Source organism: Pseudomonas sp. 8(2025), assembly GCF_052665325.1.
The window spans coordinates 14,989-26,857 of record NZ_JBQOIE010000027.1; the positions used below are offsets into that span (position 1 = coordinate 14,989).

Below are 11,869 nucleotides of genomic sequence, written 5' to 3' on the forward strand. Positions count from 1 at the left end.
AGTCTTCAGGATTGTTCAGATTTCCTGCCCTTGGTCAAAGTTGCAGGATCAAGGTTTTCAGTGGGGGTTGCCCGTCTTGGGAGGGGAAGTCCGCGGCGGGTACCAGGACCTGGCAGTCGCGCACCGGACGCCCGGCCTTCTCGGCGCAGCGCAATACTTGTTCACGCCAGTCCGGCATCGAGACCTTGGCCAGGTTGTTGCAGCAGATCAGCACGCCGTCTTCGGCGGTGGCAAGCAGTGCCGGCTTGAGCAGGCTCTGGTAATCACGCAGCAGGTCGACCGTACCGAAGGCGCTCTTGGCCCAGGCTGGCGGGTCCAGCAGTACCAGATCGTACTGGCGCTGTTCAAGGCGCGGATAGCTGGGCAGTTTCTGCCCGCGGCGCTGGCTGATGGGCAGGCCCGCCAGTTGGCGGATGGCCGGGAAATAGTCCGACTGCACGAACTGCATCTGTGGCAATTGCGGGTTGAGCTGGCCGTTCTCCCGTCCGACGGCCAGGTTGCCCTCGGCGAAGTCCAGGTTGCACACTTCGCGCGCGCCGCCAGCTGCGGCGCTGAGGCCTACGCCACAGGTGTAGGCGAAGAGGTTGAGCACGCGTTTACCCGCGCTGTGCTGCTTGACCCAGCCACGGGCGTTGCGCAGGTCGAGAAACAATAGCGGGTCCTGCCCGGCGTGGCGTCCACGCACGCGGTAATTCAGGCCCCATTCGTGGCCAACCAGGTCCTCGAGGGCAGCCTCTTCGGCGCGGTACACCGAGTCTTCGCGGTCGATCCGCGAGTTGCCCCGGGAGCGGTCGTTGTAGACCAGCAGGGTCGACAGGTTCAGATGCTGATTGATGCTGTCGTGCAGTTGCAGCAGGGCGTCGCGTTCCAGCGTCTGGTGAAAGCTCTGTACCAGCAATTGCGGGCCATAGCGGTCGATGGTCAGGCCGCCGGCACCTTCCTGGCTGCCGTGGAACAGGCGATAGCAGTCGGTGCCTTGCTGATGCAACTCGGCGAGCAGGTCCTGGCGGTGATCGAGAGCGGCGCGCAGCGCCTGATTCAAGGAGGACATGCGGAGCGCCTTGGAGCTGAGGAGTGAGGCGCGGCAGTTTACCAGCGTCCCGTCCGTTGTAGGAGCCAGCTTGCCGGCAAAGACGATCATGCGCAGGTCTTCCCCGTAGGAGCCAGCTTTCTGGCGAAGGCGCTCTCACGGGCGCCTTCGCTGGCAAGCCAGCTCCTACAAGGAGGGCGGTTTTGCGCGGAGGTTAGCGCTCGATCGCCAGGGCCACGCCCTGGCCGCCGCCGATGCACAGGGTCGCCAGGCCCTTTTTGGCATCACGCTTGATCATTTCATGCAGCAGGGTCACCAGCACCCGGCAGCCCGATGCACCAATCGGGTGGCCGATGGCGATCGCACCGCCGTTGACGTTGACCTTGCTGGTGTCCCATTCCAGCTCCTTGGCCACCGACAGCGACTGCGCGGCGAAGGCTTCGTTGGCTTCGATCAGGTCCAGCTGGTCCAGGGTCCAGCCGGCCTTGTCCAGGCAGCGGCGGGTGGCCGAGACCGGGCCGATGCCCATGATCGCCGGGTCGACGCCGGCGTTGGCGTAGGCGGCAATTTTTGCCAGCACCGGCAGGCCCAGGGCCCGGGCCTTGCTGGCGCTCATCAGCATCACCGCGGCAGCGCCGTCGTTCAGCGCCGAGGCGTTGCCGGCGGTGACGCTGCCGTCTTTCTTGAACGCGGGCTTGAGCTTGGCCAGGGCCTCGGCGGTGGTGCCGGGGCGTGGCTGCTCGTCGGTGGCGAAGGTCAGGGGGTCGCCCTTGCGTTGGGGAATCTGGATCGGGGTGATCTCGTCGACAAAGCGCCCGGCCTCGATGGCCGCCGCGGCTTTGTGCTGGGAAGCGGCGGCGAAGGTGTCCTGGGCTTCACGGCTGATGCCGTATTTCTCCACCAGGTTCTCGGCGGTGATGCCCATGTGGTAGTCGTTGAAGGCGTCCCACAGGCCGTCGCTGATCATGGAGTCGACCATCTGGCTGTGGCCCATGCGCAGGCCGGTGCGGGCGCCGGGCAGCACGTAGTTGGACAGGCTCATGTTTTCCTGGCCGCCGGCGATGATCACCTCGGCATCGCCGCAGCGGATGGCCTGGGCGCCCAGGTGCAGGGCCTTGAGGCCGGAGCCGCAGACCTTGTTCAGGGTCATGGCGGGTACCGCGTGGGGCAGGCCGGCCTTGATCGCGGCCTGGCGTGCGGGGTTCTGCCCGGCGCCGGCGGTGAGCACCTGGCCCATGAGTACTTCGTCGACCTGGGCCGGGTCGATGCCGGTCTGGGCCAGCAATTGGCGGATGACCGCGGCGCCCAGGTCAACGGCGGGAATGTTCGCCAGGGAGCCCTGGAAACTGCCCACGGCGGTGCGGGTGGCGGCAACGATTACGACGTCTTGCATGATCGGGTCCTTGTGTTCGGTGGCAGGGACCTGTGGCGTGGTGCGGGTGTTGGCCGGGCGGCACAGGCACTGGAAATTGGCGAAATCATGGTTGCACACAACCCCGGGAGCCGGCCAATCGCGAACCGGCCGGTCGCGTTGTGCTTGAACGGTCGGTTTTTACAGCCCCATGCGTCGTTTCGCCCGGTGCACGGAGCTGTCCCGTACCGCCCAGCGCAGCATCGGCGTGCTGCGCTTGACGCTGGCACGAATCAGTTGGCGTTGCAGCGGGTTCTGATTGACCTCGAGCATGGCGCTGGCCCAGTCCGGCAGCAGGTCGATGCCGGCCTGCATCATCAACGAACCGAAGGGTTTGGCCAGGCGGCTGGGGGCTGGGGCAGCCAGCAGCAGGCGCAGGACCTCCCGGCTGCGCTGGTCGCAGAGCAGTTGGGGGCGCATGGCCAGCAGGTAGTCGGCCACGGCGCGTCGCGAGCGCGGCACGTCCCGGGCTCCCAGGCGTTCGGCGATCAGGGCGATCTCGTCGTAGTAGCGATCCTGGTCAGCCCCGGAAAGATGAGGGTTGAGGTAACGCAAGTGCGCGGCAAGAAAGCTGCTGACCTCAGCCACGTGAACCCAGGTCAGCAGATCGGGGTCGCTGGCGGCATAGGGGCGGCCATCGGGGGCGGTGCCGACTATGTGCAAGTGAATGCTGCGTACCTTGTCGATCAGCCATTCGGCGTCCTGGCGGGAGCCGAAGGTGGTGCCGGAGATGAACTGCCCGGTGCGGCGCAGGCGGCCGATCATGTCCTGGCGAAAGTTCGAGTGATCCCAGACGCCGGCCAAGGCCAAAGGATGCAGGGCCTGCATCAACAGGGCGCTGATGCCGCCGATCAGCATGCTGCTGAAGTCGGCGTGCACCTGCCAACTGACGGACCCCGGCCCGAACAGGCCGGGGTCACCTTTGGGATGTTCCAGGTCGAGTTGGCCCAGAGACAGGCCGGACAGGCTCATGACCTGGCTTTCGATGCGGCTGCGAATGAATTCCATGACAGCTCGGTGTGGCTATTTAAAAAAGAAGCGCGGCGGATGCCGCGCCGGTTTCAAACGTTCAGGCGTTTGTCGATCAGGCCGTCCACCACGCTGGGGTCCGCCAGGGTCGAAGTGTCACCCAGGGTATCCAGTTCGTTGCAGGCGATCTTGCGCAGGATACGCCGCATGATCTTGCCCGAGCGAGTTTTCGGCAGGGCCGGAGCCCACTGGATCAGCTCCGGCTTGGCGAAACTGCCGATCTCGCGGCTGACCAGGGCCAGCAGTTCCTTCTTCAGTGCCTCGTCGGGCTCGACGCCCTGCATCGGTGTGACGAAGGCATAGATTCCCTGGCCCTTGAGATCATGGGGGTAACCGACCACCGCCGCTTCGGCGATGCTGTCGTGCAGCACCAGGGCGCTTTCCACTTCGGCGGTGCCGATGCGGTGCCCGGAAACGTTGATCACGTCGTCGATGCGCCCGGTGATCCAGTAGCTGCCATCCTCGTCGCGCCGGGCACCATCACCGGTGAAGTAATAGCCGGGGTAGGGAGCGAAATAGGTTTCGACCATGCGCTTGGGATCGCCATAGACGCTACGGATCTGCGCCGGCCAACTGGCCTTGATTGCCAGGATGCCGCTGCCTGCCCCATGGATTTCCTTGCCCTGGTCGTCCAGCAGCACCGGTTGTACGCCGAACATCGGGGTCGAGGCGCATCCGGGCTTGATCTGCCGGGCGCTGACCAGGGGGCTGAGCATGATGCCGCCGGTTTCGGTCTGCCACCAGGTATCGACAATCGGGCAGCGTTGTTCGCCGACCACGTTGAAATACCACTCCCAGGCTTCCGGGTTGATCGGCTCGCCGACGCTGCCGAGCAAGCGCAGGCTGGCGCGGGAGGTGTTCTGTAGCGGGGCGCTGCCTTCGCGCATCAGGGCACGCAGAGCGGTGGGCGCGGTGTAGAAGATGTTCACCTGATGCTTGTCCACCACCTCCCAGAAACGCGAGGTGCTGGGGTAGTTGGGCACACCTTCGAAGATCAGCGTGGTCGCGCCGTTGGCCAGGGGGCCGTAGAGGATGTAGCTGTGGCCGGTGACCCAGCCGACGTCGGCGGTGCACCAGAAGACTTCGCCGTCGCGGTAGTCCAGCACGTACTTGAAGGTCATGGCGGCCTGTAGCAGGTAGCCGCCGGTGGTGTGCAGCACGCCCTTGGGTTTGCCGGTGCTGCCGGAGGTGTAGAGGATGAACAGCGGGTCTTCGGCGTCCATCGGTTCGGGGGCGCATTGGTTGCTGGCGCCAGCCACGGCCTGTTCATAGGGAATGTCGCGATCTGGCACCCAGTTCACCGGGTTGCGGGTGCGTTCGACCACCAGCACGCTGCTGACATCCGGGCAACTGAGCAGGGCCTTGTCGACGTTGCTCTTCAGCGGAATCAGTTTGCCGCCGCGCACGCCTTCATCGGCGGTGATCACGGTGCGGCAGTCGGCGTTGAGAATGCGGTCGCGCAGGGCCTCCGGCGAAAAACCGCCGAACACCACCGAATGCACCGCGCCGATCCGGGTGCAGGCGAGCATGGCGTAAGCCACTTCGGGAATCATCGGCATGTAGATGCACACCCGGTCGCCCTTCTTCACGCCACGGCTTTTCAGCACGTTGGCCAGGCGGCAGACCCGGTCGTGGAGTTCCTGGTAGGTGATGCGCTGGGAGTCTGCCGGGTTGTCACCTTCCCAGATGATCGCCGCCTGATTGCCGCGTTTTTCCAGATGACGGTCGATGCAGTTGTAGCTGACGTTGAGTTGGCCACCGCGAAACCAGTTGGCCTCGCCGGTGCGCATGTCGTGGCTGTGGACGCTGTCCCAGGGGCTGCTCCAGTGCAGGAAACGCCTGGCCTGCTCGGCCCAGAACTGGTCCGGCTGCTCAATGGACTGGCGGTAGAGGTGGTGGTAGTCGTCCTGGCTCATTTGTGCCGCCCGGCGGACGGCATCGGCTTTCGGAAAAGTGCTGATATCGAACATGACGGTTCCTTATTCTTGTTTTGCGACAAGTCATAAGGGTGCGCACAAGTGCCGGGAAGGTTCAAGTGGGGAAGGGCCGGGGCCCGGACAGGAGCCGGTGTGGCCGGCTCCTGGGGTGACAGGGTCGATCAGCCGCGGTGACGGCCGCGGAAGTAGTTGATCAGGCCTTGGGTCGATGCGTCGTCGGCCAGGGTTTCGTCGCTGCCGACCAGGCGGTTGTAGACGCCTTTGCCCAGCTCCTTGCCCAGCTCCACGCCCCACTGGTCGAAGGCGTTGATACCCCAGACCACGCTTTGCACGAAGACCTTGTGTTCATACAGCGCCACCAGTGCGCCAAGGCGCCGCGGGCTGATGCGCTCCACCACCAGGGTGTTGCTCGGACGGTTGCCGGGAATCACCTTGTGCGGTGCCAGCTTCGCGATTTCGGCTTCGCTCAGGCCTTTCTCGCGCAGTTCGCTCTCGGCTTCGGCGTGGGTCTTGCCCAGCATCAGTGCCTGGCTCTGGGACAGGCAGTTGGCGTACAGCCACTGATGGTGGTCGGCCACCGGGTTGAAGCTGACGATCGGCACGATGAAGTCGGCCGGAATCAATTGGGTGCCCTGGTGCAGCAACTGGTGGTAGGCATGCTGGCCGTTGCAGCCCACGCCGCCCCAGATCACCGGGCCGGTATCGGTGGCCACCGGGGTGCCGTCCTGGCGCACGCTCTTGCCGTTGGATTCCATGTCCAATTGTTGCAAGTGCTTGGTGATGTTGCGCAGGTAGTGGTCGTACGGCAGGATCGCGTGGCTCTGCGCGCCCCAGAAATTGCCGTACCACACGCCCAGCAGCGCCAGCAGCACCGGCATGTTCTGTTCGAATGGGGCGCTCTGGAAATGCTGGTCCATGGTGTAGGCACCGGACAGCAGCTCCTTGAAGTTGGACATGCCGATGGCCAGGGCGATCGGCAGGCCGATGGCGGACCACAGCGAGTAGCGCCCGCCGACCCAGTCCCACATCGGGAAGATGTTCTCTTCGCGAATGCCGAAGGCTACTGCCGCCGCATTGTTGCTCGACACGGCGATGAAGTGGCGGTGCAGTTCGGCCTCCGAGCCGCCCTGGGCCAGGTACCAGGCCCGTGCTGCCTGGGCGTTCTTCAGGGTTTCGAGGGTATTGAACGACTTGGAGGAAACGATGAATAGCGTAGTTTCTGCACGGATTTTCGCAGAAAGCTCATGGAACTCGCTGCCATCGATGTTCGCCAGGTAATGGCAGCGCACGCCTTTCTGGGCGTAGGACAACAGCGCTTCGGAAACCAGCTCCGGGCCGAGGAAGGAGCCGCCGATGCCGATGTTCACCACGTCGGTGATGGGCTTCTCGGTGTAGCCGCGCCACAGGCCGTCGTGGATGCGGCCCACCAGCTCGGTGATCTGGTTCAGTACCTTGTGCACTTCGGGCATCACGTTGACACCGTTCACCGACAGCTTGTCGCCCACCGGGCGGCGCAGTGCGGTGTGCAAGGCCGGGCGGCCTTCGGAAGCGTTGACCAGTTCGCCGGTGATCATGGATTTGATGGCGTCTGAGAGGCCGACTTCCTTGGCCAGGTTCACCAGCAGGTCGCGGGTTTCGCTGGTGATCAGGTTCTTCGAATAGTCGAGAAACAGCCCGCAGCTGCTCAGGGTGAATTGGCTGAAGCGCTGCGGATCGGCATTGAACGCCTCGCGCATGCTGAAATCCTGCATGGCTTGGCGGTGGTCTTTCAACGCTTGCCAGGCGGGCAGAGCGGTAACGTCATGAGGAGTGCGGTAGTACGCCATCGCTGCGGTTTTCCTTTTGCTTGAACTGCCTTTTGGACACTGAAAAGCCCGGAACGTCCTGCGCGGTCTCAAGGACCCGTTGGGCCGGCCCTGTGCTGATACGTTTAATCACTCGGGGGGATAACAGTAACCCCGGCGTGCTGTTCTGTCTTGGCTTTGTCCGACTGGTGGCCAGTACTATTTTGTACTCAGCGGGCCTGCCTGGTCTGGATTCGGGCTTTCAATGGGTAGAAATAGGGGGAAGCGTCAGGCGACCTGATCCGCAATCGCAGGGCTGGTAAGGCTCTGCTCATTGCCAGGGGCCATGTGCAGCATGCGCGGCTTGAAACCGAGCAGTTCGGCTTCACTGCAGGGAGCATAGGTACAGAGGGTCGCTCGATCACCGACCTTGGCCTTGAACATGATGGTGTACATGGGGTGTTCCCTGGGGCAGATCCTTGAACGGGGCCCGCAGTCATGGGCTGCAGGCCCCAGCCGGCGGCAGTTTGCCCGAAGGTTGGAGTTCGGGCAATCGGGCGTTCATGCCGGTGTGTCGAGGTCCAGGTGCAGGTTGTCGATCAACCGTGTCGCGCCCAGATAGGCTGCCACAAGAATCACCAGTTCACGGTCTTGCGCGGTGGCTGGACGCAGGTTCTGTGCCTGGCGGATTTCCAGGTAGTCACGGCGCAGACCGGCGGCTTCAAGCTGCTGCTGTTGTTCGGCCACAAGCTTGGGATAGTCGCGTTCGCCGTTCCTGATGGCCTGGGCAATCTGGCTCAGGCTGCGGTACAGCACCGGGGCGATAGCGCGCTGCTCTTCGCTCAGGTAGCCGTTGCGCGACGACAGGGCGAGGCCGTCGGCGGCACGTACCGTTGGCTCACCGATGATCTGGATCGGCATGTTCAGGTCGTGCACCAGGGCCCGAATCACTGCCAACTGCTGGTAGTCCTTCTGGCCAAACACCGCGAGATCGGGCTGGACCATGTTGAACAGCTTGCTGACCACTGTAGCCACGCCTTCGAAATGCCCGGGACGGCTGGCGCCGCACAGGCCTTCGGACAGCTGGGGAACGCTGACCCGGGTCTGCCCGGCCATGCCGTCGGGGTACATTTCTTCGACGGTGGGGGCAAACAGCAGGTGGCAACCGGCTTCCAGCAATTTTTCCTGGTCGGCGGCGAGGGTGCGTGGGTACTTGTCCAGGTCTTCGCCGGCACCGAACTGCAGTGGGTTGACGAAGATGCTGGCGACCACGAAGTCCACCCGCTGGGCGGCTTTGGCCACCAGGGCGGCGTGGCCACTGTGCAGGTTGCCCATGGTGGGCACGAAGCCGATCCGCTTGCCCTCACTGCGCGCGCGGGCGACCGCGGCGCGCAATTCGCGCACGGTTTTGACTGTATTCATGCAGAGAACCCGTGTTCGGCGCCAGGGAAGGTGACGGCTTTGACTTCTTCGACATAGGCGCTCAAGGCGGCCTGGATACTGTCCTTGCCTGCCATGAAGTTCTTCACGAACTTCGGCGAGCGACCACTGAGGGACAGCCCCAGCATGTCGTGGAGCACCAGGACCTGGCCGTCGGTAGCATTGCCGGCACCGATACCTATTACCGGGATCTTCACCGCCTGGGTGATTTCCGCCGCCAGCTCGCTGGGCACGCACTCCAGCAGCAGCATTGCCGCGCCGGCCTGCTCCAGGGCGATGGCATCGGCACGCATCTGCCGTGCCTGGCTTTCATTGCGGCCCTGGACCTTGTAGCCGCCCAGAACGTTCACGGTCTGTGGCGTCAGCCCCATGTGCACGCAGACCGGCACTCCACGCTCGTTCAGCAGGCGCACCGGCTCGGCCAGCCAGGCTGCGCCTTCGATCTTGAGCATATGGGCGCCGGCCTGCATCAGCTGGGCCGAACTGCTCAGGGCCTGTTCAGTGGTGGCGTAGGACATGAATGGCAGGTCGGCCAGGATCAGTGCCCCGTTGTTGCCGCGCTTGACCGCCGCGACGTGATAGGCCATGTCAGCGGTGCTGACGGGCAGGGTGCTGTCGTGTCCTTGCAGCACCATGCCCAGGGAGTCGCCTACCAGCAGGACTTCGACGCCTGCCTCGCAGCAGGTGTGGGCGAAGGTGGCGTCGTAGCAGGTCAGCATGGTGATTTTCTCACCTTTCTGCTTGAGGCTTTGCAGGGTGGTCAGAGTGATATCTGGCATGAAAGGGGTCCTCATTTCAGGCGCTTTGGAAACTACTGCGAGTAACGCGCGTGATTCTTCGTTATTCAGGCGCACGGTCTTTTGTCGTGCTTATACAGCCTGGTTCCAAGCGATTTGAACGGGCTTGCGGCAGTCGCGCCTGTGGCGTCGGGCCCATCATTCTGTGCCCAGAAGAGGTGCCATGCCAGCGGGTGCCACCGCCGTTGCACAACTGCCCCTGCCTGGCGTTTCCCGGGCTCGCCGCGAACCGGCCTCACTTGAATTGCGCCCTTTAGCGCCGTGATGGCGGCAACGGGACGCCTATAGTCGTGAGGAGAACTCGGGAAGTCAATTAGATGTGTTACCGCATTGTTACGCTGCCAGTGTTACCGCCGTTACTGATGCGTTTCAGCGGTCAGGCCAGGCGTTCCAGGCCGACAAATGGGCAGGCAGCGAGCAGTTCGTGCAGGGTGCGGCCGTCAGCCAGTTGCAGGTCGGCAGGGGCCAGTTCCGCCAACGGGTAGAGCACGAAGGGGCGCGCCTGCATGTGGTAATGGGGGACTTTGAGGCGGGGTTCGTCGATCAGTCGATCGCCGAACAACAGGATGTCCAGATCCAGGGTACGTGGGCCCCAGCGCTCATTTCGCTCACGGCCTTGCTGGTTTTCGATGGCCTGCAAGGCGTCCAGCAGGGCTAGCGGCGCCAGCGCGCTGTCCAGCGCCGCGACGGCGTTGGTATAGCGTGGCTGGCCTGGGAGCAATGAGTCGCTCTGGTAGAAGGCCGATACGCCGTGCAGGCGGCTTTCGGGCAACTGCGCGAGGGCCTCGGTGGCACTGCGCAGTTGTGCTTCAGGGGCTGCCAGATTGCTGCCCATGCCGATATAGATGCGTTCCATCTATTACTCGCCCGATGCGCCGCTGCTGCGCTTGCGCTTGGCACCGCTGCTGCGCCGGCGCTTGCGTGGCGCGCCACTGGCGTCTTCCTTGCCGCTGAGGTCGCGGATCATGTCGCGGCGTTCGGCGTCATTGGCGTCCTGATAGTCGGTCCACCATTCTCCCAGGCCATCGGTCTGCTCGCCGGCGCTTTCGCGCAGCAGCAGGAAGTCGTAGCCGGCACGGAAGCGCGGATTGTCCAGCAACTGGTCGGCGCGCTTGCCGCTGCGCCGTGGCAGGCGTTCCTGCATATCCCAGATTTCGCGGATCGGCATGGTGAAACGCTTGGGAATAGCGATGCGCTGGCACTGTTCGGCGATCAGCTCGTGGGCGGCTTCCTGCATGGCCGGAATCGGCGGCATGCCACGCTCCTGCAGGCGCAGCACCCGGGTCGGCAGGGCTGGCCAGAGCAGGGCGGCGAACAGGAAGGCTGGGGTCACCGGCTTGTTCTGCTTGATCCGCAGGTCGGTGTTGACTAAGGCTTCGCTGATCAGCGTATGGGTGTAGGTCGGGTTGTACTCCAGGGCTTCGGCGCTGGCCGGGAACAACGGGTCGAACAGTTGCAGGTCCACCAGCATTTCGAAGGTGTCCGCCGCGTAGCCGGAGAGGAACAGCTTGAGCACTTCTTCGAACAGGCGCGCCGAGGGGATTTCCCGCAGCATCGGTGCCAGTTCGCGAATGGGCGCGGCGGTGTGTTTCTCGATGCCGAAGTTCAGTTTCGCTGCAAAGCGTACTGCTCGAAGCATACGTACCGGGTCTTCCTGATAACGCTGGCGAGGATCGCCGATCAGGCGGATCAGGTTGTTGCGAATGTCGTGTACGCCATTGGCGTAATCGAGAATGCGTTCGCTGACCGGATCGTAGTACAGGGCATTGATGGTGAAGTCGCGACGTTGCGCGTCCTCTTCCAGGGTGCCATAGACGTTGTCCCGCAGGATCCGCCCGCTTTCGTTGCGCGATGACTGGTTACTGTCCTCGTCGTCTTCGTTTTGCGGGTGATTGGCGCGGAAAGTCGCAACTTCGATGATTTCGCGACCGAAGTGGATGTGCACCAGCTTGAAACGTCGGCCAATGATGCGCGCGTTACGGAACTCGGCCTTGACCTGTTCCGGCGTGGCGCTGGTGGCGACGTCGAAGTCCTTGGGGGTGATATTGAGCAGCATGTCGCGCACGCAGCCACCCACCAGGTAGGCCTGGTAGCCGGCGTTCTGCAGGCGTTCGACGATATTCACCGCATACCGGCTGAACTGGGCACGTTGCAGCGAATGCTGGCTGCTATTGAGCACTTCAGGCGTGCTGCGTTTATGTTGCGTACGACGCAAGGGAGAACGGAATGACTGGAACAGCTTCTTCAGCATGGGATGCACTGTTTGAAGGAATATTCGGCCAAAACGAAGAGTGGCCGCATGATGGGCGGGGATTCTAGCATTTAGTCGAAGGATGGTGTAGGAAGCTGCCGCGACTTGTACAGGCTGGCGCTGAGCTGCGGTTTGGCGAGGTTGGATGGGGGCGGGGGAGTAAAAACACGAATTCCGGAAACCACAAGGG

General features: G+C 63.5%; 9 protein-coding genes and 1 pseudogene. All 10 read right to left on the reverse strand.

What is annotated here, in order from left to right:
* Nucleotides 1–34 precede the first annotated feature (34 nt).
* Entirely contained in the window at nucleotides 35–1,051 is a 1,017-nt protein-coding gene (locus ACUXVH_RS29975; RefSeq protein WP_065363672.1) for a class I SAM-dependent rRNA methyltransferase, read from the reverse strand.
* 193 nt (nucleotides 1,052–1,244) lie between these two features.
* Nucleotides 1,245–2,423 (reverse strand): acetyl-CoA C-acetyltransferase, encoded by a 1,179-nt coding sequence (locus ACUXVH_RS29980; protein ID WP_065364706.1) that lies wholly within the window; start codon nucleotides 2,421–2,423, stop codon nucleotides 1,245–1,247.
* 159 nt (nucleotides 2,424–2,582) lie between these two features.
* The gene (locus ACUXVH_RS29985; RefSeq protein WP_445496662.1) at nucleotides 2,583–3,449 is read right to left on the reverse strand and encodes an oxygenase MpaB family protein; all 867 of its coding nucleotides are present in this window, start codon (nucleotides 3,447–3,449) and stop codon (nucleotides 2,583–2,585) included.
* A gap of 53 nt (nucleotides 3,450–3,502) precedes the next feature.
* Nucleotides 3,503–5,440: an acetate--CoA ligase gene (gene acs / locus ACUXVH_RS29990; RefSeq protein ID WP_065363673.1), complete on the reverse strand. Its 1,938-nt coding sequence runs from the start codon at nucleotides 5,438–5,440 to the stop codon at nucleotides 3,503–3,505.
* 128 nt (nucleotides 5,441–5,568) lie between these two features.
* Nucleotides 5,569–7,233, reverse strand: coding sequence for a glucose-6-phosphate isomerase (pgi, locus tag ACUXVH_RS29995; protein WP_065363674.1), 1,665 nt, complete (start codon nucleotides 7,231–7,233; stop codon nucleotides 5,569–5,571).
* 246 nt (nucleotides 7,234–7,479) lie between these two features.
* Nucleotides 7,480–7,629: pseudogene (locus ACUXVH_RS30000) on the reverse strand (aspartate 1-decarboxylase); the annotation flags it as partial.
* 123 nt (nucleotides 7,630–7,752) lie between these two features.
* Entirely contained in the window at nucleotides 7,753–8,613 is an 861-nt protein-coding gene (gene panC / locus ACUXVH_RS30005; RefSeq protein WP_011063512.1) for a pantoate--beta-alanine ligase, read from the reverse strand.
* The gene (gene panB, locus ACUXVH_RS30010; protein WP_011063511.1) at nucleotides 8,610–9,410 is read right to left on the reverse strand and encodes a 3-methyl-2-oxobutanoate hydroxymethyltransferase; all 801 of its coding nucleotides are present in this window, start codon (nucleotides 9,408–9,410) and stop codon (nucleotides 8,610–8,612) included. Before panB ends, panC begins: the two co-directional genes overlap by 4 nt.
* Nucleotides 9,411–9,804: 394 nt before the next feature.
* Nucleotides 9,805–10,284, reverse strand: coding sequence for a 2-amino-4-hydroxy-6-hydroxymethyldihydropteridine diphosphokinase (gene folK / locus ACUXVH_RS30015; RefSeq protein ID WP_015637060.1), 480 nt, complete (start codon nucleotides 10,282–10,284; stop codon nucleotides 9,805–9,807).
* A gap of 3 nt (nucleotides 10,285–10,287) precedes the next feature.
* Nucleotides 10,288–11,679 (reverse strand): polynucleotide adenylyltransferase PcnB, encoded by a 1,392-nt coding sequence (locus tag ACUXVH_RS30020; RefSeq protein WP_065363675.1) that lies wholly within the window; start codon nucleotides 11,677–11,679, stop codon nucleotides 10,288–10,290.
* Nucleotides 11,680–11,869 lie beyond the last annotated feature (190 nt).

What these genes read in the sequence shown, in the direction of transcription:
- ACUXVH_RS29975 (WP_065363672.1), bottom strand. Translation starts at nt 1,051, where the DNA reads ATGTCCTCCTTGAATCAGGCGCTGCGCGCCGCTCTCGATCACCGCCAG.
- ACUXVH_RS29980 (WP_065364706.1), bottom strand. Translation starts at nt 2,423, where the DNA reads ATGCAAGACGTCGTAATCGTTGCCGCCACCCGCACCGCCGTGGGCAGT.
- ACUXVH_RS29985 (WP_445496662.1), bottom strand. Translation starts at nt 3,449, where the DNA reads ATGGAATTCATTCGCAGCCGCATCGAAAGCCAGGTCATGAGCCTGTCC.
- acs (WP_065363673.1), bottom strand. Translation starts at nt 5,440, where the DNA reads ATGTTCGATATCAGCACTTTTCCGAAAGCCGATGCCGTCCGCCGGGCG.
- pgi (WP_065363674.1), bottom strand. Translation starts at nt 7,233, where the DNA reads ATGGCGTACTACCGCACTCCTCATGACGTTACCGCTCTGCCCGCCTGG.
- panC (WP_011063512.1), bottom strand. Translation starts at nt 8,613, where the DNA reads ATGAATACAGTCAAAACCGTGCGCGAATTGCGCGCCGCGGTCGCCCGC.
- panB (WP_011063511.1), bottom strand. Translation starts at nt 9,410, where the DNA reads ATGCCAGATATCACTCTGACCACCCTGCAAAGCCTCAAGCAGAAAGGT.
- folK (WP_015637060.1), bottom strand. Translation starts at nt 10,284, where the DNA reads ATGGAACGCATCTATATCGGCATGGGCAGCAATCTGGCAGCCCCTGAA.
- ACUXVH_RS30020 (WP_065363675.1), bottom strand. Translation starts at nt 11,679, where the DNA reads ATGCTGAAGAAGCTGTTCCAGTCATTCCGTTCTCCCTTGCGTCGTACG.